The sequence below is a fragment of the Archaeoglobus neptunius genome (genome assembly GCF_016757965.1).
Lineage (GTDB): Archaea > Halobacteriota > Archaeoglobi > Archaeoglobales > Archaeoglobaceae > Archaeoglobus > Archaeoglobus neptunius.
In genome coordinates this window covers 24,283-44,268 of the sequence record NZ_JAEKIW010000005.1, presented here as the reverse complement: position 1 = coordinate 44,268, position 19,986 = coordinate 24,283, and the positions used below count along the sequence as shown (strand labels likewise).

General features: G+C 46.5%; 21 protein-coding genes and 1 other RNA gene. 10 read left to right on the top strand and 12 right to left on the bottom strand.

Annotated elements, in window-relative coordinates; all coding sequences use genetic code 11:
* Positions 1 to 7 precede the first annotated feature (7 nt).
* Positions 8 to 457, bottom strand: coding sequence for a metal-dependent transcriptional regulator (locus tag JFQ59_RS04600; protein WP_202319243.1), 450 nt, complete (start codon positions 455 to 457; stop codon positions 8 to 10).
* Positions 438 to 674 carry a FeoA family protein gene (locus tag JFQ59_RS04595; RefSeq protein ID WP_202319242.1) on the bottom strand — a complete coding sequence of 79 codons (237 nt, stop codon included), beginning with the start codon at positions 672 to 674 and terminating at the stop codon, positions 438 to 440. The genes JFQ59_RS04600 and JFQ59_RS04595 overlap by 20 nt, the downstream gene beginning before the upstream one ends.
* Positions 675 to 876: 202 nt before the next feature.
* Between JFQ59_RS04595 and cdhA the strand changes: the two genes are divergently transcribed.
* Positions 877 to 3,273 carry a CO dehydrogenase/acetyl-CoA synthase complex subunit alpha gene (gene cdhA, locus JFQ59_RS04590; RefSeq protein WP_202319241.1) on the top strand — a complete coding sequence of 799 codons (2,397 nt, stop codon included), beginning with the start codon at positions 877 to 879 and terminating at the stop codon, positions 3,271 to 3,273.
* Between the two features lie 10 nt (positions 3,274 to 3,283).
* Positions 3,284 to 3,811 (top strand): CO dehydrogenase/acetyl-CoA synthase complex subunit epsilon, encoded by a 528-nt coding sequence (gene cdhB, locus JFQ59_RS04585; RefSeq protein ID WP_202319240.1) that lies wholly within the window; start codon positions 3,284 to 3,286, stop codon positions 3,809 to 3,811.
* Here cdhB and JFQ59_RS12555 read toward each other — a convergent pair.
* Positions 3,808 to 4,926 (bottom strand): AMP-binding protein, encoded by a 1,119-nt coding sequence (locus JFQ59_RS12555; RefSeq protein ID WP_269140557.1) that lies wholly within the window; start codon positions 4,924 to 4,926, stop codon positions 3,808 to 3,810. The genes cdhB and JFQ59_RS12555 overlap by 4 nt on opposite strands.
* Positions 4,898 to 5,452, bottom strand: coding sequence for an AMP-binding protein (locus JFQ59_RS12550; protein ID WP_269140560.1), 555 nt, complete (start codon positions 5,450 to 5,452; stop codon positions 4,898 to 4,900). The genes JFQ59_RS12555 and JFQ59_RS12550 overlap by 29 nt, the downstream gene beginning before the upstream one ends.
* 230 nt (positions 5,453 to 5,682) lie before the next feature.
* On the opposite strand from JFQ59_RS12550, the gene JFQ59_RS04575 reads away from it, so the two are divergent.
* The 3 genes from JFQ59_RS04575 to JFQ59_RS04565 all read left to right on the top strand — a co-directional run bounded on the left by JFQ59_RS04575 (position 5,683) and on the right by JFQ59_RS04565 (position 7,365).
* On the top strand, positions 5,683 to 6,102 hold the full coding sequence (locus tag JFQ59_RS04575) for a UPF0236 family transposase-like protein (protein WP_330999845.1): 420 nt from the start codon (positions 5,683 to 5,685) through the stop codon (positions 6,100 to 6,102).
* A gap of 185 nt (positions 6,103 to 6,287) precedes the next feature.
* Positions 6,288 to 6,554, top strand: a complete 267-nt coding sequence (locus tag JFQ59_RS04570) for a hypothetical protein (protein WP_202319238.1) — start codon at positions 6,288 to 6,290, stop codon at positions 6,552 to 6,554.
* A 4-nt stretch (positions 6,555 to 6,558) separates the two neighbouring features.
* Positions 6,559 to 7,365, top strand: a complete 807-nt coding sequence (locus tag JFQ59_RS04565; protein ID WP_202319237.1) for a zinc-dependent metalloprotease family protein — start codon at positions 6,559 to 6,561, stop codon at positions 7,363 to 7,365.
* Between the two features lie 162 nt (positions 7,366 to 7,527).
* Here the strand turns inward: JFQ59_RS04565 and argS are convergent, their stop codons facing one another.
* Both argS and ffs read right to left on the bottom strand, forming a co-directional pair.
* The gene (gene argS, locus JFQ59_RS04560; protein ID WP_202319236.1) at positions 7,528 to 9,177 is read right to left on the bottom strand and encodes an arginine--tRNA ligase; all 1,650 of its coding nucleotides are present in this window, start codon (positions 9,175 to 9,177) and stop codon (positions 7,528 to 7,530) included.
* A 42-nt stretch (positions 9,178 to 9,219) separates the two neighbouring features.
* Positions 9,220 to 9,531, bottom strand: an RNA gene (gene ffs / locus JFQ59_RS04555) — signal recognition particle sRNA.
* A gap of 74 nt (positions 9,532 to 9,605) precedes the next feature.
* Between ffs and JFQ59_RS04550 the strand changes: the two genes are divergently transcribed.
* From JFQ59_RS04550 to JFQ59_RS04535, 4 genes are all read left to right on the top strand, one after another.
* Positions 9,606 to 10,595 carry a sensor histidine kinase gene (locus JFQ59_RS04550; protein ID WP_330999842.1) on the top strand — a complete coding sequence of 330 codons (990 nt, stop codon included), beginning with the start codon at positions 9,606 to 9,608 and terminating at the stop codon, positions 10,593 to 10,595.
* 76 nt (positions 10,596 to 10,671) lie between these two features.
* Positions 10,672 to 13,392: an alanine--tRNA ligase gene (gene alaS, locus JFQ59_RS04545; protein WP_202319234.1), complete on the top strand. Its 2,721-nt coding sequence runs from the start codon at positions 10,672 to 10,674 to the stop codon at positions 13,390 to 13,392.
* Positions 13,382 to 14,140 carry a coenzyme F420-0:L-glutamate ligase gene (gene cofE / locus JFQ59_RS04540; protein ID WP_202319233.1) on the top strand — a complete coding sequence of 253 codons (759 nt, stop codon included), beginning with the start codon at positions 13,382 to 13,384 and terminating at the stop codon, positions 14,138 to 14,140. The genes alaS and cofE overlap by 11 nt, the downstream gene beginning before the upstream one ends.
* The gene (locus tag JFQ59_RS04535) at positions 14,119 to 15,153 is read left to right on the top strand and encodes an ATP-grasp domain-containing protein (protein WP_202319232.1); all 1,035 of its coding nucleotides are present in this window, start codon (positions 14,119 to 14,121) and stop codon (positions 15,151 to 15,153) included. The genes cofE and JFQ59_RS04535 overlap by 22 nt, the downstream gene beginning before the upstream one ends.
* A 19-nt stretch (positions 15,154 to 15,172) precedes the next feature.
* Here the strand turns inward: JFQ59_RS04535 and JFQ59_RS04530 are convergent, their stop codons facing one another.
* The 4 genes from JFQ59_RS04530 to JFQ59_RS04515 are packed head-to-tail and all read right to left on the bottom strand — an operon-like array spanning position 15,173 to position 18,396.
* Positions 15,173 to 15,967: an MBL fold metallo-hydrolase gene (locus tag JFQ59_RS04530; protein ID WP_202319231.1), complete on the bottom strand. Its 795-nt coding sequence runs from the start codon at positions 15,965 to 15,967 to the stop codon at positions 15,173 to 15,175.
* Between the two features lie 23 nt (positions 15,968 to 15,990).
* Positions 15,991 to 16,644 (bottom strand): potassium channel family protein, encoded by a 654-nt coding sequence (locus JFQ59_RS04525; protein WP_202319230.1) that lies wholly within the window; start codon positions 16,642 to 16,644, stop codon positions 15,991 to 15,993.
* The gene (locus JFQ59_RS04520) at positions 16,616 to 17,530 is read right to left on the bottom strand and encodes a potassium channel family protein (RefSeq protein ID WP_202319229.1); all 915 of its coding nucleotides are present in this window, start codon (positions 17,528 to 17,530) and stop codon (positions 16,616 to 16,618) included. The genes JFQ59_RS04525 and JFQ59_RS04520 overlap by 29 nt, the downstream gene beginning before the upstream one ends.
* A 44-nt stretch (positions 17,531 to 17,574) precedes the next feature.
* On the bottom strand, positions 17,575 to 18,396 hold the full coding sequence (locus JFQ59_RS04515; RefSeq protein WP_202319228.1) for a F420-dependent methylenetetrahydromethanopterin dehydrogenase: 822 nt from the start codon (positions 18,394 to 18,396) through the stop codon (positions 17,575 to 17,577).
* A 72-nt stretch (positions 18,397 to 18,468) separates the two neighbouring features.
* Between JFQ59_RS04515 and JFQ59_RS04510 the strand changes: the two genes are divergently transcribed.
* Positions 18,469 to 19,140, top strand: coding sequence for a HisA/HisF family protein (locus JFQ59_RS04510; RefSeq protein WP_202319227.1), 672 nt, complete (start codon positions 18,469 to 18,471; stop codon positions 19,138 to 19,140).
* A gap of 74 nt (positions 19,141 to 19,214) precedes the next feature.
* Here the strand turns inward: JFQ59_RS04510 and JFQ59_RS04505 are convergent, their stop codons facing one another.
* Both JFQ59_RS04505 and JFQ59_RS04500 read right to left on the bottom strand, forming a co-directional pair.
* The gene (locus JFQ59_RS04505) at positions 19,215 to 19,568 is read right to left on the bottom strand and encodes a hypothetical protein (RefSeq protein WP_202319226.1); all 354 of its coding nucleotides are present in this window, start codon (positions 19,566 to 19,568) and stop codon (positions 19,215 to 19,217) included.
* The gene (locus tag JFQ59_RS04500; protein WP_202319225.1) at positions 19,565 to 19,942 is read right to left on the bottom strand and encodes a thioredoxin family protein; all 378 of its coding nucleotides are present in this window, start codon (positions 19,940 to 19,942) and stop codon (positions 19,565 to 19,567) included. Before JFQ59_RS04500 ends, JFQ59_RS04505 begins: the two co-directional genes overlap by 4 nt.
* Positions 19,943 to 19,986: the final 44 nt, after the last annotated feature.

Below are 19,986 nucleotides of genomic sequence, written 5' to 3'. Positions count from 1 at the left end.
AAAAAATTCACCTCTGCTTCAGGCATGGATGTTTTCCTGTTCTGCAAAACTCTCTGAAGTGATCCAGCCACTTTGGACTGACTGAAGGGCTGGATTCTATAAAACGGACGAAATTGTTTAGTTGTTCGAGCGTTTCAGGATGCAGAACATGTTCGAGAGCACACGCATCTTTCTCGGCAACGTGATCAGGAACACCCAGAGCAGTAAGAAACTTAATCACCAAATTTCTTTTCTCTCTGAGCTTCATTGCCTCTTCTATGCCTTTCTCAGTCAGTGTTACATGATGCCTTTTCCTGTACACAACATATCCTTTTCTGGAAAGTTTATCCAGCATCTCGGAAACGGTGGCAGGCTTGACATCCAGCATTTCTGCCAGCTCCATAACCTTAGCATAACCTTTCTCCCTGCTCAGAGAGTAAATAGCCTCCAGATAGTCTTCAGCCCTTTTCCCCAACATCAACTGCCACCTTCATCGCCAGACCTCTTCCGACAACAAACTTCGTGCCATTAACAGAGACAAGTAAGGCTCCTCCCCTCCTTCCTGCGATCTTGATTTTCTTTCCAGGAGCTATTCCCATTGACATCAATCGAACAGTACAGCCCCTACCACCATTTACTGCAACGATCCTGCCTTCCTGCCCTTCTCTGAGTGCTGACAATGGGAGTACTGTCATTACTATTAGGGTAACCTAAATGCTATTAAATCTTTCGGTTATCCTAAATAATTGAGAGCCGGGTGTCTCAATGAATAATGATAAAATATAATGGAATTGGTATTAACATTCCAAAAAAACGTGTTATCCACCGGTTTGAGCGAAACAAATCGAAAAGTTCTTAATTACTTAAAAAAACAGCAGCCAGAGAAGAGGTGATTACATGGTGCTTGAGCTCGGAAAAGGAACTTTTGTTATAGATGAATTAAAGAACGTAAGCATAAAAATCGGAGAAGTTGTTGAAGAGGAGGAGGAATGGGCTCCAATGGGCCCAACCCCAATGCCAGGCATCGCAACACTCAGAGACTGGGATTTCTTCCTTCTAAAAAGGTACAAGCCATTCTACGCTCCAGCATGCGACATGTGCTGCCTGTGTACGATGGGCAAGTGTGATCTGACGGGCAACAAGAGAGGAGCGTGCGGAATTGACCTCGCAGCCCAGACGGGCAGGATTGTGACGATAGCCGTTGCAATGGGAACAACCTGTCACACAGGGCATGCAAGGCACATGCTTCACGATATTGTACACATGACCGGAAAGAAGCTCGATGAAATTCCGGTTGATCTCGGGCCAGAGATTGCAGAGGTTGCTCCGCTGACAGAGCTTATCACAGGAATAAAGCCGAAAACGCTTGCCGACCTTGAAAAGGCTTTGAGATATGTGGAGGAGCAGATAACTCAGGTAATGGATGCCGTCCATACCGGACAGGAGGGGAGTTATCTTGACTTTGAGAGCAAGGCTCTACATCTGGGAATGATGGATGCTCTGGGTAAGGAGATTGCAGACATCGCCCAGATCTGTGCTTTTGGCTTTCCAAAGGGGGAGAGCAACCAGCCATTAATAGAGATTGGAATGGGAGTAATTGACAGAAACAAAGCCGTCGTTCTTGTTATAGGTCATCACGCTCCTCCAGCAATAAATATTGCCGACTACATCGACAACAACGGACTGGAGAACGATGTAGAGCTCGCAGGAATTTGCTGCACAGCCCACGACATGAGCAGATACTACGAGAAGGCAAAGATTGTTGGAGCTCTTGGCAGACAGCTTAAGGCGATAAGGGCAGGAATTGCGGATGTCATCGTTATTGACGAGCAGTGCATAAGGGCAGACATTCTTTACCACACCAAAAAGCTCGGAATTCCGGTTATATGCACAAACGAGAAAGCCATGCACGGTCTGCCGGATATGACGGGTAAGGATCCGAAAGAGATCATCAAGTACCTGCTTGATGGCAACGTTGGTTGTGTTATCCTCGATCCGCTGAAAGTTGGTGAGGTGGCGGTTGAGGTTGCGAGGGCGAGGAGAAAGCAGAGAGGTGAAGACTTCAAGCCGGTTCTGAGCGAGGAAGAGTTCATGAACTATGCCAAAGCCTGCACACAGTGCGGAAACTGCACGATAGCATGTCCGCAGGGGATCAGGATTGGAGAGGCTATGGAAGCTGCTGAAAATGGAGATAGAAGTAAGCTCGAGGAGAGGTGGGACATCTGCATAGCATGCGGCAGATGCGAGCAGGTGTGTCCGAAGAACATACCCATCATAGACATGTTCAACTTCGCCGCTTGGAACAGAATTATCAACGAGAAGGGCAAAGTCAGGAGGGGTAGAGGTCCTGTTAGGGACTCGGAGATCAGGAACGTTGGTGCTCCGATCGTTCTGGGTACGATTCCGGGAGTTATTGCTATCGTAGGATGCAGCAACTACCCCAACGGAACAAAGGATGCATACACGTTCATGAACGAATTCGCTTCGAGAAACTACATCGTCGTCACAACTGGCTGTATGGCCATGGATGCTGGACTGTACAAGGACGAGGAGGGACAGACAGTTTACGAGAGATATCCGGATGACTTCGACGGTGGCTGTGTTGCCAACCTCGGTAGCTGCGTTGCTAATGCTCACATCCACGGTGCAGCGATAAAGGTTGCGAGAATTTTCGCAAAGAGGAACATCAGGGCGAATTTTGAGGAGATTGCGGACTACATCCTTAACAGACTTGGTGCATGCGGTCTGGCTTGGGGAGCCTACAGCCAGAAGGCTGCTTCAATTGCAACCGGAGTTAACAGACTCGGCATTCCTGTAGTTGTCGGGCCGCACGGAAGCAAGTACCGCAGAGCATTTCTTGGCAGACCATACAACGACGAGGACTGGATGGTTTACGATGTGAGGAGCGGGGAGAAGGTTAGAATAGAGCCAGCTCCACAGGACCTGCTTGTTGCAGCAGAAACTGTTGAAGAGGCAATTCCGCTGATGGCCAAGCTCTGCTTCCGCCCCAACGATACCTCTCAGGGAAGATCGATAAAGCTGACACATTATCTCGACCTCAGCCTGAAGTACCTCAAAAGAATGCCCGACGACTGGCATCTGTTCGTGAGGAGTGAGGCTGACCTGCCTCTCGCCAAGAAGGAGGAGCTGCTGAAGGAGCTCGAAGACAAGCACGGCTGGAAGATCGACTGGGAGAAGAAGAAGATCGTTGAGGGACCGATAAGACCCTACTATGCAGGTTTCAACCCGACGAACGTGGAAAGGCTGTTTAAGGAAGGGTTCATGACGCTGTGAGGTGGTGAAGATGCCGAAAGCGTTTGAACAGCCTTTCGATGCGGCAAACATTCCCGGGCCGAAGATGGCGACGTTGCTTGAGAAGGGCAAACCTGTGGCGAACATGATAAAGAGGGCAAAGAGGCCTCTGCTCATCGTTGGACCGGACATAACGGATGAGATGTTCGAGAGAGTTCTGAAATTCGTTGAGAAGGATATCACAGTGGTGGCAACGGGAAGTGCAATAACGAGGTTTGTTGAGGCAGGAGTTGACGGAAAGGTCAAGTATGCGGTACTGCATGAACTGACCCAGTTCCTTCTCGACCCCGAGTGGCAGGGATTTGACGGGCAGGGTAACTACGACCTTGTCCTCATGCTTGGAACCATCTACTACCACGGCTCCCAGATGCTTGCCGCAATCAAGAACTTCGCCCCGCACATCAGAGCTCTTGCAATCGACCGCTACTATCATCCGAATGCAGACATGAGCTTTGGCAACCTCTGGAAAAAAGAAGAAGATTACTTGAAGCTGCTGGACGAAATTCTGACGGAACTTTAATTTTTATTTACTTTTTCCATCAGATATTTTCTGTATCTTTCTCTGAGCAGCTTTTTGTCAAATTTCCCTACACTTGTCTTTGGAATTTCGTCCACAAAGATTATGTCGTCTGGTAACTGCCATTTTGAAAACCTCTGACCGAGAAACTCTTTGAGATTCGCTGATGCAATCTTTCCCCTGTAATCAGGTTTCAGCACGACTATGGCTACCGGTCTTTCCTGCCATTTGGGGTGTTCCGCAGCAACCACACAGGCTTCGTAAACAGCAGGATGAGCCATCAGGTAGTTTTCGAGATCAACGCTGCTTATCCACTCTCCACCGCTTTTTATAACATCCTTAACCCTGTCCACGATTTTAACGTACCCTTCAGGGGTGATTACGGCTACATCACCACTCTTCCACCACCCATCAGTAAAGCTATCCCTTGTCCTCTCGTCGTTATAGTACTCTCTGGTAACCCACAAACCCTTTATCAGCAGTTCGCCCATCGACTTACCATCCCATGGCAGTTCGTTGCCCTCTGCATCAACAATCTTCACCTCCGTACCCAAAACCGGAAGTCCCTGACACCTTTTCAGCTCCCAGTACTCCTCCTCACTCAGATCAAGCTCAGGTTTGACGAAATTCATCGTGACTAGTGGACTCGTTTCCGTAGCACCGTATGCGTGTACTATTTCAACACCAAACTCCGCAAAACCCTTCATCATCGCCACCGGAGGTTCTGAAGCTCCCGAGCCTATCCTGAGCCCTTTGAGATCAGGTCTGGGTTCAAGCTTTCTCAGATACTCCAGCATCGGGATTAGTATGACCGGTGCAGCCATTGTTACGGTAACACCTTCCTCTACAATAAGGTTGACCAGCAGATCGGCGTTTTGCAGCGTGAAGAATCCGGGAAACACGAGTTTTGCTCCAACCATTGTCCCGCCGATATGCCCGCCCCAGCCGTTCGCATGGAACATGGGCACGATCTGCATCACGCAGTCCTCAGCCCTTATCCCCAGATTTGCCACACCTCCCCATGCATGGAGGTAAACAGATCTGTGTGAATAGTACACTCCCTTCGGCCTTCCAGTTGTTCCGGATGTGTTAGCATATTGTTGCCGTACTTCTCTCATCGATCTCATCCCATTCCCTTTCCTTTTTGCTTTTTTCAACAAGCTCCTCATAGCTGTAAACAGGATCGAGCTTTGTTTCCACCTCTCTGTCACTCATAACAACAAAGAACTCGAAGTCATGCTGCTGTGCCAGCATTTCTGCATAGGACACCAGAAGATCATCCACAAGAAGAGCTTTAGCATTACTGTGCTCCACCACATAGCCCAAATCCGCTGGAGGCAATCGCATGTTGAGCTCAAGCAAAGCCGCTCCCAGTCCGGGAACAGAAAAGTAGCTCTCGTAAAATCTATGGGTGTTGAAACCCATTATGCCAACAACATCTCCTGCCTTAATACCAAGCTCTTCGAGGGCATTGGCAATCGCACAAATACGCTCATAAGCTTTAGCATAGTTGTATCTGAGCATACCCTTAATTGTTCTTGATGATATCTCCCTCTTCGGATGGATTCTGGCCGCATACTGAATTATTCTTGTGGTGTTAAGCTGGTAGTCATCATTCATCGTAGAAGGTATTCCCTTTAACATCTTTCTCACCAAACAATATACGCCCCAATCTACAATAATTTTTCGTTTAAGTAAGTGTTTAGAACATAAAAATTTAGGTGCTGTTACATCTTCCTTGGAAATTAAACAGGATTTTAACCCCACCCATGCAGCTCCGGATAGATATGCCCCTACAGTTAACCATAGACATACAGAATAAAAAGATTCCCATTCAGGAGCTGACATCTGCTCTAAAATGACTTGAAGCTGCAATTCTGGGGAGAGTTCTGGAGGAAATAGACTGCCTTTTGGTCTCCTCAATGCAGAAAGGATACGGAAAGAATGAATACCACAAACATCAAAAAGAGAGGAGGACGATTTTAACGCAGCTTGGAAAAACAACCTTTAAAGTTAGCAGGGTCAAAGACAAATCGACAGGCAGAACTTTCTGTCCTCTCTATAACTTAATAGAATTCGACGGGAAAAGACTTTACCAGCCAGACATAGCTGCAATAGCCATCTATTATGCTTTATCGATGAGCCACAGAGATTCAAGGCAGAGGCTTGAGAGAATGACAGAGTCCCCTTCACATCCCACGATACTCTTTAAATCAGGTTTATTAAGAGAGTTCTTAAAAATGATTGAAATTACTGGGTTAAAATACTTACACCTAAGATTTCATTCTGCTTGAAAAGCATCAAAACGATCAGCCTATAATTTTTCGTTATTTCAACGTAGATTGGAGCAGTCAAAATTGTTAAATACCACTTGATAACTAATATACATATCTAACTGATAGAAAGTTGAGGAGGTGATGAAGTGAAAAAAGCTTGGTCACTGTTAGCTTTGATTTTGGTGCCAGCTTTGGTATTAGGTATGGTCAATGCATTGGCTACACCGAAACAAACCAATACAGGGCTAAAACATCCTAAAGACTTCACGGAAAAAGAGCTGCATGTTCTGTATGCGAAATACAACATAACGGAGAACGACATAAAATTTGCACGGGGTGAACTGCCACACTTCTTGGATGATGTACTAGACGGACCATACGTCGTTATGGGTAGAATATCGCCAAGCGGGGGCGTGGTTGACAGACTTAACGAAAATGACACCATCAATTTTGGAGAGGATGGGGTTTAAAGTATTGACTGCATCTGAATTTTCAGATATTGTGGAAAGGGCAAGAAAGGAATACATGAAAAGGTACGGTGTCGATCCTTTGAATCCGAAAGTGGTGGTTATAGATGGCATTCCTGTCCCCAAAGAGTATGCTAAACGACTGGGTGAGGAACTTGTTAGAGGCGGCAGGATACCAAAATTTGATTTGAGCATTAAGCTCAATCAAGAATCATCAGTAAAAACGACGTCAGATACGGGACCTCAACTTAAGAACAACGCCCTTTATCTCTGGATCGTGGAAGCTGCAGGTGGTGATGCGCCAAGTAGCATAGATTACCTCTATGCAACGTTGGATGGTTACAGAAGGTTTCAGCAGTTTAATGATGCTGCGACACTCGACTATTATTTTGTTGTAAATAACTGGGATGCGAGCGATGTGTACACGAAGAAATTAAGCGATTATCTCCAAGATTTAAAGGAAGATATGGATTGGGTCAGGTACACTTTAAACGATGGAGATCCACAGAATGATATGGTGATCGGATGGATAAAAACAGCTGACGATAACTATTGTGGGTACGCCTATATAAATGGTTACTTCAGCGTCGGAGTAGCTGAGAGCGGATATTACTCATGCTGGGTTTTACCTTTGGACATCATCGCTCAGCATGAGATATCTCACAACTTCAATGCCGATGATATGGGCAGATACTGCTGGGAGCATGATAGGTGCATAATGAACTATTGCTGGGCGATTATGGGAACGAATACATGGTGCGACTCATGCTGGCAGAAGATATACAACAACATTAATGGAATAAGCGAGACGTAATTACGGGGCTGGAAAAATGAGAAAGAGAAAACTTCTAATACTGATTCCGCTGCTATTGCTTGCCCTAATCTTGATTTTCTTTCTTGTAATAGTCCCATCTACAATAAATTTTTAAATAATTTAATTTTTACTCCTACAAATAAATAAATTCCATTATCAAAATCACATCCTCTCAAGAGGTTCAATGCCCAGAAGTTCCAGTCCGTTTCTGAGAACGATGCGGGTTGCATCCACAATCGCCAGCCTGTGCATTCTAACCTCTGATTCGGCCTTCAGGACGGGGTTGCTGCGATAGAACTCGTTGAATGCTGCAGCAACACTCAGAACATACTCAGCAAAAACATTGGGCCTGAGTTCATCCACAACCCTGCTTATCACGTACGGCATTTTTGAGAGAAGCATCACAAGTCTTCTTTCTTCAGCATTGCAAAGCTCACCCTTGAACTCGAGATCAGGCATACCACCTTCAACAGCCTTTCTCAGAATGCTGCATGCTCTTGCATGGCTGTACTGGATGTAGCTTGCCGTCTGCCTTTCAAAGTCCAGTGCTTTGGCCCAGTCAAAGGTCATTGGCTTTTCCGGTGCAACCTTTACGAAATCAAATCTCACCGCTCCTACCGCCACAGCTTCTGCAATTTTCCTTTTCTCCTCCTCATCCATATCCCTGTCTGCAATTATCTTCTCCGCCTCCTCCAAAACCTTGGATATCAGCTCATCAGCGGAGATAAACTTTCCTCTTCTTGTGCTCATACTTCCTTCAGGGAGGGACACAAACTCGAAAAATATGACCTCAGGTGGATTTAAACCAACGATTTCGAGAATTCTGGAGAGCTGTGAAACGTAGAGTTTGTGGTCAGAACCCAGAACATTTATGAACCTATCGAAGTTCTCATTCTTCCAGAGATGGTAGGCCAGATCTCTTGTAATATAGAGAGTTGTACCATTCTCCCTCCGCACAACAACCTCCTTTTCAAAATCCTCAAGCTCTATTATCCATGCTCCATCCTTTTTTATAAGACCTTTCCCATCAATAGCTTTCAGGACCTTTTCAACGTACCCGTTCCTGATGAACTCGCTCTCCCACACGTACCTATCATGTGTTACGTTAATTCGGTCTAAAGTCTGCTTTATTCCATCAAGAGCTTTGCCCACTACGCTCCTAAATTTCTTGACTGCCTCTTCATCCCCGCCTTCATATTTCAGCATCAGCTCCTCAACGTACCTTTCGAGTTCTGGACGGCTCTCCAGCAACCTGTTTGCGTTAATGTACGCTTCTGCGATAGCATGGTCTGGCTTCTTCCCGGTAAGACCAAACTTTTCAACTCCCAGAACTGTTATCGCTACCTGTCTGCCCATATCGTTCACATAATAGTGCGTCTTAACATCCACACCAGCTTTCCTCAAAATTCTGGCAATTGTGTCTCCTATGATTGAGTTCCTAATATGGCCGATATGCAGAGGGCCATCGGGGTTTGCAGACGTGTGTTCAACCAGAATTTCCCCTCCCAGGTTCAGATGCCCGTAATTTTCGTCTTCATCAAGGATTACATTTACGGTATCTTCGAGAAAATCGTAACTTGCGAAGAAGTTTATGTACCCGTTCGTACTCTCAACGCTCCCGATATAATCGCTTTCAATCTCAATTTTCTGAACGATTTCATCTGCCACTTCTTTAGGACTCTTTCTCAATTCTTTAGCAAGTTTAAATGAGATCGTTGAAGCCAGATCAGAATGTTCGCTCTCTCTGAGAAATCTTTCATCACCATACTCACCGAGAGTCCTTTTCACCTCGTTTATAAATCGCAGAAACATTGTCCCACCTCAGCGTGTGGATTTTTCAATTTAACTGAAAATAGGTGGGCACGCCTCGGGTCGATCTGCCTTACGGATGGCTTGAAGCTCCGGGTGTCTCCTCCCCGCACCCCCGGAAGCGCCGGACGTCCGGGGTTAGCCTGCTCCCTTCCGGGCCTGGGCCGTTCCCCCCGGCAAATATGGCGGACAGCCCCTCCGGGCAGCCCGACCATAACCGCCGACCCTCCGGGACGGAGACTCTACAACACCCGGAGCCGCTGCCATCCGCTCGACAGACCTTCCCTCGGCTTCGGCCCCCGCATATCGGCGGTTTCGGGTTACAGGGGACGCCGAACCCCCCGGCCTAGCCCACCATTAATAAACCTGACACCTCAGCTTAAAACTTTAACCTACGAAAAAAGTTATTTAGATGTAAATCGAATGAAATTATGTTAAATTTAGACTTTCAATTTGGAAAAGAAATGCTAAATAATTTGAAAGTGGGTATTTACGTATTTCAGAACGGCAGGTTTGTATTCACAAACAGAGAACTGTCCAGGATAAGCGGTTATTCTGAAGAGGAGTTCAGATCAATGAACCCATTTCAGCTTATTGCAGATAAGGATCAGAGAGATGCCATGATGAAATTTACCAAAAAAGCTCTAGAGGGTGATATGGGTGAATTGCCGTTCGAGCTCATACTTCTGATCACCAAAAAAGATGGGAGCGATGGGTGGGTTGCATTAAGACCCCTTCCGGCGATATACGGTGGGGAACCGGCCATACTTTGCAGCGTTTTTGATGTCACGGAGAAAAAGATTGCAGAGAGAAAGAGAGAGGAGGTTGAAAAATTCGTTGAGCTAACGAGAAAGATTATAAGGCACGATCTGTCCAACAAGCTCTCTGCTGCTTTTGGCTTCCTTGACATCTATCTCACACACAGGGATGAAACAATTCTGAAAAGAGCTTTGGAGAGTATCGAGAGCTGCATACAAATTCTTAACAGAATGCAGGATCTTGAAATGCTGATAAGAAGCGGTAACGAAATGAAACCTTTTTCGGTTAGGGAAGTGTTTGAAAATGTTGGAAAACACTACGAAATTGAACTGGAAATTTCTGGAGATTGTGAGGTTACTGCGGATGACGGGATATACTCGGTGGTTGAGAACCTTATCTGCAACTCGGTAAGGCACGGGAAAAGCAGGAGGATTGAAGTTAACATTGTTGAAAAAGTGGGTCACTGTGAGATAAAAGTTTCAGACGATGGAATCGGAATTCCGGAAAATGTCAGAGAAAACATATTTCAGGAGGGATACTCTACCGGAGGAGGTGGCCTGGGGCTGTACATCGTGAACTCCCTTATGCAGAAATACGGAGGTAGCGTTACAGTTGAAGACAGTTCTTCCGGGGCTACCTTTCTCATAACCTTTCCCTTGTAATTACTGCACACTGTCCTTCTGAATCAACATGATAGTAAACAGAATCAATATAAACATGCAATGCTAAAAACATCCGATGAGCTTGGAAGAAGAGTATCTGGATATCACATTCCTCACAGAAAACGGCTTCGTCAGAAAGCAGTGTCCAAAGTGTGGAAAGTATTTCTGGACTGCAGACGAGAGCAGAGAAATTTGCGGAGATCCACCGTGTGAGAGTTACAGCTTCATAGGGAACCCCGTCTTCAAAAAAGAATATGAGTTGGACGAGATGAGAGAATTCTACCTCAGCTTTTTTGAGAAAAGGGGGCACGGGAGAATTGACAGATACCCGGTGGTCGCAAGATGGAGGACTGACATTTTTCTCACAATCGCTTCGATTGCCGATTTTCAGCCCTTTGTAACTTCCGGTGTAGCTCCCCCTCCAGCAAATCCCCTCACGATATCCCAGCCATGTATAAGGCTTGATGATCTCGACAGCGTTGGTAGAACAGGAAGGCACCTCACGCTTTTTGAGATGATGGCCCACCACGCATTCAACAATCCTGAGAGAGAGGTATACTGGAAAAACGAGACTGTTGCGTACTGCACGGAGCTTCTCGAATTGCTGGGTGTTGATAAGGAGAAAATCATATACAAGGAAGAGCCCTGGGCAGGCGGAGGAAATGCCGGACCATGTCTGGAGGCAATTGTTGGCGGGCTTGAGGTCGCCACACTTGTCTTTATGAATCTGGAAGAGCATCCTGACGGAAACATAGAAATCAAGGGCGAGAAATACAGAAAAATGGACAATTACATTGTTGACACCGGTTATGGGCTGGAGAGGTTTGTATGGGCAAGCAAGGGTACGCCTACAGTGTACGACGCAATTTTTCCGGATGTCGTGGATAGAATCATCGAAAGCAGCAGCATTGGATTTGACAGAGAAGACGAGCACGTAAGAAGAATTGTTTCCGAGAGTTCCAGACTGGCCGGAATAATGGGCGAGCTGAGAGGAGAGAGACTTGTCAAGCTCAGGAAAAGCGTTGCAGACATGGTCGGGGTTAGTGTTGAAGAGCTTGAGGGTATTGTCGTACCACTCGAGAAGGTTTACGCACTTGCTGACCACACAAGGTGCATCCTTTTCATGCTCGGCGATGGACTCATACCTTCAAATGCCGGAGCAGGTTATCTGGCGAGACTGATGATAAGGCGCAGCCTGAGACTGGCTGAAGAGCTCGGTGTCAGCATTGACGTTTTCGAACTTGTTGAGATGCACAATAACATACTGAAATTTGATTTTGATGTTCCTCTCGAAACGATTCAGGAGATTCTGGACATAGAAAAAAGAAGGTACGCATCCACGGTCGAGAAAGGAATAAGACTTGTTGAAAGACTTCTTGAAAGAAAGAAAAAGCTTGAAAAGGAAGATCTGATCGAGCTTTACGACTCTCACGGTGTACCTGCAGAGCTCGCAGTAAACATTGCCCGACAAAAAGGTGGCGAGGTCGAAATGCCCAAAGATTTCTACGCTGAACTTGCTTCAAGGCACTCGAAAGCCGAAAAGGTTCAGGAGACAGAAATAAAGCTTAAAAAGGCTTATCCAAAAACGGAGAAGCTGTATTACGACGATCCGACACTTCTGGAGTTTGAAGCGAACGTTATTGGGGTGGAGGACGACTACGTAATCCTTGACAGAAGTGCATTCTATCCAGAAAGCGGAGGTCAGGATAACGATGTGGGATTTCTTATCGTGAACAATGAAAAGATAGAGGTGACCGATGTTGAAGAGGTTGATGGGGTGGTGTTGCACAAAATCAGAGGATTCAGACCCGAACTCGGCACAAAGGTTAGAGGGGTAATAGATGGGGAAACGAGATGGAGACACATGCGACATCACTCTGCAACACACGTACTGCTGTACGCAATCCAGAAAATACTCGGAAAGCATGCATGGCAGGCTGGTGCCAGAAAGGAGTACGGCAAGGCCAGGCTTGATATAACCCATTTCAGAAGGCCGAGTGAGGAGGAGATAAAGAAGATAGAAATGCTTGCAAACAGGGAAATTCTGGCGAACAAGCCAATTAAATGGGAATGGATGGATAGAATTGAAGCTGAAAGAAAGTTTGGCTTCAGACTCTATCAGGGCGGTGTTCCACCGGGGAGAGAGATAAGAATAGTGCAGGTTGGGGATGACGTTCAGGCGTGTGGAGGCACTCACTGCCGATCCACTGGCGAGATAGGTATGCTCAAAATCCTCAGAGTGGAGTCGATACAGGACGGAGTTATCAGATTCGAGTATGCTGCTGGAGAGGCAGCGATAGAGGCTGTTGAGGAAATGGAAAAAATACTGAAGGAAGCGAGCTCAATACTCAGGGTTGAACCGGCAAAGTTGCCGAAAACTGTTGAGAGATTCTTTGAGGAGTGGAAAGAGCAGAAAAAGGAGATTGACAGGCTTAAGGCTGAGCTTGCAGATGTTAAAGCCGAAAGCCTTCTTTCAAGGGCCGAGGAATTTGACTCTGTGAAGGTCGTGGCAGAGGTGATCGATGGCGATATGCAGGTTCTTCAGAAGGTTGCCGAATTTCTTGCATCCAGAGGTGCCGTTGGATGTCTGATGGCCAAGGGTGAGGGTAAGGTCTTTGTCGTAACCTTCAGCGGTCAGAAATACGATGCCAGAGAACTCATGAGGGAGATAGGCAGAGTGGCAAAGGGGAGCGGGGGTGGAAGGAAGGATCTTGCGCAGGGGGCAGTTCAGCAGTTGCTCGACAGGGAGGAGATATTCGATATAATCTTCGAATTTCTGTCGAAACATGAGGTCTGAGTCAGTGGAGATCATCCCCGTCAGGGGTCTGCCTATAATAAAGGAGGGCGACGATATAGCGGAGATGATCGCCGATAAAGTCGATCTCGCCGATGGTGATGTTGTTGTTGTGTGCTCTACAGTTGTTTCCAAGGCTGAAGGCAGAGTGAGAGAGCTAAGCAGCTATAACCCATCAGAAAAGGCACTGATTCTTTCCAGAAAGCTTGGAAAGCCTCCAGAGTTCATACAGGCTGTTATTGAAGAAAGCCATGAAATTCTGCTCGATTTTCCATTTCTTCTGGTTAAGGCAAAGTTCGGGAATGTCTGCGTGAATGCTGGAATTGACGGCAGCAACATTGATGAAGGTAGAATCATTCTCCCACCCACCAAGCCGGACGAGAGTGCAAAAAGACTGAGGGACAGGATAAAGGAACTTACCGGAAAGAGTGTTGGCGTTGTGATCACGGACACAAACGGAAGATGTTTCAGGAGGGGTGTTGTGGGCTTTGCCATCGGTGTTGCCGGAATCAAAGCAATGAGGGACTGGGTGGGAGAGAAGGATCTCTACGGCAGAGAACTTGAGGTTACGGTGGAGTGCGTTGCAGACGAGATTGCTGCCTTCGCCAATCTTCTGATGGGGGAAGGGGGGGACGGGATCCCCGTCGTTGTGATAAGGGGACTTGACGTCCTGGGGGAAGGCAGCATGGAGGAAATATACCGCCCTGAAGAGGAGGATGTCATAATAAGATGTCTGAAAAAGTGCTCTTAGCCGGTACCAATGTAAGAAATGTTGCGGAATCTGCACGAAAAACGGGCTGGGAAGTTTACGCTCTGACAAAATTTGCTGACGCAGACCTGCAGATATACTGTAATGAGATTTTCAGTATTGATGATGATGCGGCAGCGGAACTCGTTGAGGCGAAAGCCGAGGAGCTGGGAGCTAAAATCGTGCTCTGTTCTGGCTTCGAAACTCTCAACGTTAAGGGAGAGTTCCTATGCAATGATCCCCAAACTGTACTGGAGGTTACAGACAAACTGAGGTTCTACAGAAGGCTTGAAAGAGCGGGCCTACCATTTCCAGAGCTTCTGTCCGATGATGAGAGTGGTATAGTTAAACCCCGGAGGGGCGGGGGTGGGGAGGAGGTGAGAATCTCGAAGAGTGTTCCAAAGGGATACGTAAAGCAGAAATTCATCAGAGGTCTGCCATGCAGTGTATCTCTTATTGCATCAGAAGGTAAAGCCGTTCCGATTGCCTGCAACCTCATTTATGCAGGGTGGGATAAAATGAACGCAGGGGAATTCAGATACTCAGGAAACCTCACTCCTCTGGTGGTGGCGGAAGAAAAAAGAAAAAAACTGGAGGAGCTTGCAGTTGAGGTTGTGGAGCTTTTTGATCTTTCAGGATCGGTGGGTGTGGACTTTGTTTTGTCGGATAAGCCCTACATCCTTGAGATCAATCCTCGTTTTCAGGGTTCTCTGGACAGCATAGAATGGAGCTGTGATGTTAATGTATTTGAGATGCACGCAGGAGCTTTTAACGGGAAAGTTCCGGAAAAACCAAGGCCAAAAAGGTTCGCGATAAGGGCCGTGCTCTTTTCCCCCCGTGACATGAAAATCAGAACGGATTTTACTGGAAATCCTTTCTTTGCGGACGTACCGAATAAAGGTGAGCTCTACCGAAGGGAGGATCCACTGGTTTCCATTCTGGCTGCAGGAGATGAAGTGAAGGCTGTTGAGAGAAAAATTGTGGAGAGACGAGATTTGTTTTTAAGCCTGGCCTGACATCCTATTTTACAAAAATTTAAACTTCAAAAACACTCCCGCTCCCGACCATCATGTACTTATCTCCAAGCTTTTCTTTAAGCAGAAATTCATTGTTCAAACCCGTACAATGGCACGGCGCTATTTTCTCAACCTTGTCGCCAAGCCATTTTATTATCTCAGACATTTCGTCCGGTTTGAAGGCTATAAGGTGTGTGCCGCCAATTATGTACCTCACCTCATCACCGGTAATCTCCTCGGCATACTCAACTGTATTTCTCAACCCGGCATGACAGCAGCCGAGAACCAGCAGGATTCCTTCATCTGTCTTCACCGCAACGGCTGTATCGTCAAGAATTCTGTCAAATTCTTTTTTACCGCCGGTCACAATGTAAGAGTCCTCCAGAAGTGCCTCCTCATACTTTCTTGGAATTTCACCCAGCGCCCAAACACCCTTCGCAACCTCCACAGGCTCTCTGTGCTCAACAACCTCCGCAACAGATTCTATCCTCTCCCTGACGTAGGGAATTCCCACATGCATCTTCCTGTAGAACCTGGGCAGAAAGGCGTTGGGATGGGCATATATTTTCATCTTCGGCCTTAGGATGTTTGCCAGCCCACCCGTATGGTCGTAATGTCCGTGACTGATCACCATTTTCTGAGGGATTTTTAGATTGCGAGCAAGCATATTTCTGAAGGCCACATCTGACTGTCCGGCATCCATTAAAACCGGATCTCCGGCATCAATGTACGCTGAAAAACCCCATTCTGCCCTCATCCCTGGAGGTCTCAAATCCACCACCTTGTTATCAACCAGAACGTAAACTCTGACCATGCAGGATGTTGATTTGATAATTCTTAATCTTTTTCTTTCGCCATGCTCAGCTCTACCTCAATTTTGATGAGGTCTTCCTTCCTGCCAGCAACTGCAACTCTACAACCTTCCCTGATCTTTGCGTCAAGCTCGGTTATTATTTCGCCCCCGCACTCTGCGGCTATGACAATCACTCCGTAATTCTCAAGCTCCCTCAGTGTTTTTCCCAGAACACGAGAGCCCCTGTTTATGGTGTAAACGACAACATCAATGTTCTCAAAGGTCATCTTCCTTCTGATGGATTCCCCGAATATCTCCGAAAGTATCATCTCGGCAGTGACGATTGGTAAAACGATAACATAATCGGCACCTGCCGCATACATCTTCTCAACATTTTCCACGTTGTTGCACCTTGCATATATCTTCATATTCCTGTTCTTATTCTTCAGAGCCAGGATACAGAATATGGCATGGAGATCATCTGGAAGTGCCACAATTGCTGCCTCAAAATCGCCAATTTCGATCTCCTCCCAGAAGGTCTCGTTTGTAACATCGGCCTTTATCAGTTCTGCCCCATCATCCAGAGCTACTGTCTCATCAACAGTTTTATCAACCACGACAGTCTCAACTCCCCTTGAAATCAGTATTCTGGCAGCAGTTCTCCCAACATCACCGTAGCCTAATATGAGAACCCTCATGTATAATTTCCTCCAAGGAATCCTTTTTCCCTGCCACAAGAGCAACACATCCCTTTTCGAGGATCCTGTCTTTGCCTGGATTGAACTCAAGATTGCCCATGCGACAGGCTGCCACAACCCTGACGCCCCTGGCCTCAAATTCCGAAACAGGGACATTCTTCGGTAAAACAATTTCGATCGTATGGATGTCACCGAGGATCTCCCTCATTCTGCCTATTTGAACTTCCTGAAGTATCATTCGTGCAGTACTCGAGGCTATCAGACTTTTGGGGAGGAACACCTTTGTGGCCCCTGCATACAGAAGATATCTTGTGTATGTATGGTCTCCGTAGATTACGTACTTTCTTGCCCCGTATTTCCTCAGTGTAAGGAGTGTGTCAATAATATCCTCAAGATTCTCCCATCCGATGATGAGTGCATTGCACTGCTCCACCCCATTCTTCCTGAAAGACTCCAGCGAACCATCCGAGTAAACGCACCTGACCCCCTCATCCATAGCCTCCCCTACCCTCTCCTGATCCCTTTCAACGACAACATAGCTTACTCCGAACTCCTCGAGTATCTTGCAGAACTCTTTCGTGAAGCGATTGTAACCGCAAATGATGAAGTGATCCCTCAAATTCTTAATTTCTGTTGGCAAAACGAGCCTGAATCTCTGCTCAGCCCACGGTATTATGGCGTACGGAACAAAGAATCCAAAGAAGTACAGAACGCCGCTGAGCATCACAACCACTGAGAAAACCTTACCCGGAAGAGATGTGAAATATATGTCTCCGTATCCCACGGTCGTAATCGTGGAGATGACCCAGTAAATTCCGTCAATAACGGTATAACTCTCTCCCTCGAAGTTGAACATTATTGCAACAAAAAGGACGGAATAAACCAAAATTAGAAATACGAATATAAAAATTGAGATTAAAATTCTTGTTCTCATTCAGGCTTGGCCATTAACTGGGATTTGGACAGAATTGCACCGTCTTTTGAGTGCGGGTTTCTGTAGACGGTGTCATTGCCCTTTTCAAGCTCTCTTGCCTGATCCGCAAGAATTGCCGCAATCCTCATCATCTCATGGGCAGATGCGACGAGCGGTATGTACTTTTCGGGATCTTTCTCGATAAAGCAGCCCTTAACGTCGATATCAGCAACCTTTTCTGCAATGTAGAATGCCGCCATCGCCTTTGCCCTTGCATACGGGTTGCTGAATTTACCGGCCGCAACGGCTCTCTCAGCGGTGACGACAACCTGCGGGAGTTCGGGCTGCTTTCCTGCCTTGATGTCTTCAATAACCTTATCTATTGCTTCCTGCACGAGTCTGAATGCCCCGGTTGCAGCGAGAACCTTCACAACGTCTGAGTTGAACAGAGCCATTTCTGTCGGATCAAGAAACTCACGGCGTGCACCAATCATGGAGTCGGCATTAATGAAGATATAACCGAATCCCTTTTCCTTAAGCTCGTCCTTTGCCTTCTTTGCCGGTGCATCGCTGATAACAATTACAGGTTTGCCTTCAAAGGCCTCTCTGGCAGCTTTTGGTCCAGGCAAGGCCGCATTTGGTGAGATTACGATAATAACATCCGGATCAAATTCCTTCAGCTTCTCAGCCACCACAGCCTCCTCAGGCTGCATTTTTGCACCGCTTGTAACTACCCTAACTTCAATATCCTCTCTATCAGCCCTCTCATCAAGCAGATATTCGACAAGCAGAGCAGTCCCGATTGCACCCATCTTCAAAACTCCAACTTTCACAACCATAGTATCACCTGTGATGAGTAAACAGTGGTTTATTTAACATTTCCTTTTTAATCCCTTCACGAACATTCAAGCATGAGGGTGTTCTTTGTCGTTGACATCAAAAACGGCAGCGTTGTTGCTGGAAAGAGTGGGGAAAGGGAAAGGTATCAACCCGTCAGCCATGTGAGTTCTCTTGTAAAATCGGACGAGCCTGTGGATGTTATATCCGAGATCAAGCCAAGATTTCTTTACGCTGCAGATCTTGACAGAATAACGGGCAAAGGAGATAATTTCGATATCCTGCATCAAATCGCTCCGATGGTTGATGAGCTAATAGCCGACTGCGGATTCAGGAGATCAGAAGAACTTGAAAATCTGCCATTCATCCCCGTGGTGGGTACTGAAACCTTCGACATAACTCACCTTGACAGGAAATGCTATGTGAGTCTGGATTTTAAAGGGAAATTTCTTGATGCCTCGGGGAGATTCAGAAGCTGGCAGGCAGCAGTTGAATTCCTGAACTCTTTTGATCTCCCGGGCATTATCGTCCTTCCTATACACTCTGTGGGAACCATGAAGCCCGATTTTTCTCTCCTCAACATTGCTCTTGAGGTTTCCGAAAACCCTGTGATGATCGGTGGTGGAATCTCGGGAATGGACGATCTGCTCAGACTGAAAGAGATGGGATGCAGGGGTGCGCTGGTTGCAACTGCCGTGCATAGAGGGAGGATACCGGTGGAAATTATAAGAAAAGGCAAAATTTGACAATGGTTTTTCCCATCTGATAGAGAAAATTGAAAAAAGCTGGAAAGCAGATTGGGCATATCCTGCTGGAAAGCCTAGCTGAACTCCCTTTCGGAAATCCATACGAGCAGTATTCCCAGTCCGTAAGCTGTAAAGCAGAACGGGCAGAAATAACTGTTGAGCAGCGCATAGGTTGCCAGAAAGGCCATGCCTGAAATTCCTGCAAATCTCCATACCTGAAGGACTGCACTTCCGGTACCAAGCGTGAAGATGAGGAGAGATGCGATGAACCAACCAAGACCGAGAAACGCTGGAACATATGGCGGGAAGAAGAAAATGGAAATCGACGCACAGGTTCCAAACGGACAGTTCGGCAGCATCTCTGTGTAGAGGAGATACGCAGAATCCAGAATTCCTGCTAGTGTCAGGATAAGAGCTATTTTCTTCATTTTATCCCCTCTACAGCATTTATCACATTTATCACTTCATTTGAACCTGTGAAAACGTAATTACTCTCGTCTGTTATGAAAACCAGCGTGGGGATATATTCAATATTGAGCTTTTTTTTGATTCCAGCACACTCATCGCTTAAATCCAGCACATTGCAGTATGTAATGCTGTATTTCCCGGCAAGTTTGGAGATATATGGCTTTACTTCCCTGCAGTGGGGACAGTAATCGGAGTAAAAGTAATAGATTTTGGCGCTGTCAATGGTTCTGAGAAGCTCCGACATGTCGTTATGGTGAAAAAACACACTGCCCAGCACTGCAGCAAACACTCCCAGCAGAACCGCAGTTGTATAGAACAAAGGCTTGCTTACCATCGAAACGAACTGAAATGAAGTCAATATATCCTTTACGGTTTGCT

Coding starts and splice junctions, on each gene's coding strand:
- JFQ59_RS04600 (WP_202319243.1), bottom strand. CDS start 457: ATGTTGGGGAAAAGGGCTGAAGACTATCTGGAGGCTATTTACTCTCTG.
- JFQ59_RS04595 (WP_202319242.1), bottom strand. CDS start 674: ATGACAGTACTCCCATTGTCAGCACTCAGAGAAGGGCAGGAAGGCAGG.
- cdhA (WP_202319241.1), top strand. CDS start 877: ATGGTGCTTGAGCTCGGAAAAGGAACTTTTGTTATAGATGAATTAAAG.
- cdhB (WP_202319240.1), top strand. CDS start 3,284: ATGCCGAAAGCGTTTGAACAGCCTTTCGATGCGGCAAACATTCCCGGG.
- JFQ59_RS12555 (WP_269140557.1), bottom strand. CDS start 4,926: ATGAGAGAAGTACGGCAACAATATGCTAACACATCCGGAACAACTGGA.
- JFQ59_RS12550 (WP_269140560.1), bottom strand. CDS start 5,452: ATGTTAAAGGGAATACCTTCTACGATGAATGATGACTACCAGCTTAAC.
- JFQ59_RS04570 (WP_202319238.1), top strand. CDS start 6,288: ATGGTCAATGCATTGGCTACACCGAAACAAACCAATACAGGGCTAAAA.
- argS (WP_202319236.1), bottom strand. CDS start 9,177: ATGTTTCTGCGATTTATAAACGAGGTGAAAAGGACTCTCGGTGAGTAT.
- JFQ59_RS04550 (WP_330999842.1), top strand. CDS start 9,606: ATGTTAAATTTAGACTTTCAATTTGGAAAAGAAATGCTAAATAATTTG.
- alaS (WP_202319234.1), top strand. CDS start 10,672: ATGAGCTTGGAAGAAGAGTATCTGGATATCACATTCCTCACAGAAAAC.
- cofE (WP_202319233.1), top strand. CDS start 13,382: ATGAGGTCTGAGTCAGTGGAGATCATCCCCGTCAGGGGTCTGCCTATA.
- JFQ59_RS04535 (WP_202319232.1), top strand. CDS start 14,119: ATGTCTGAAAAAGTGCTCTTAGCCGGTACCAATGTAAGAAATGTTGCG.
- JFQ59_RS04530 (WP_202319231.1), bottom strand. CDS start 15,967: ATGGTCAGAGTTTACGTTCTGGTTGATAACAAGGTGGTGGATTTGAGA.
- JFQ59_RS04525 (WP_202319230.1), bottom strand. CDS start 16,644: ATGAGGGTTCTCATATTAGGCTACGGTGATGTTGGGAGAACTGCTGCC.
- JFQ59_RS04515 (WP_202319228.1), bottom strand. CDS start 18,396: ATGGTTGTGAAAGTTGGAGTTTTGAAGATGGGTGCAATCGGGACTGCT.
- JFQ59_RS04510 (WP_202319227.1), top strand. CDS start 18,469: ATGAGGGTGTTCTTTGTCGTTGACATCAAAAACGGCAGCGTTGTTGCT.
- JFQ59_RS04505 (WP_202319226.1), bottom strand. CDS start 19,568: ATGAAGAAAATAGCTCTTATCCTGACACTAGCAGGAATTCTGGATTCT.
- JFQ59_RS04500 (WP_202319225.1), bottom strand. CDS start 19,942: ATGGTAAGCAAGCCTTTGTTCTATACAACTGCGGTTCTGCTGGGAGTG.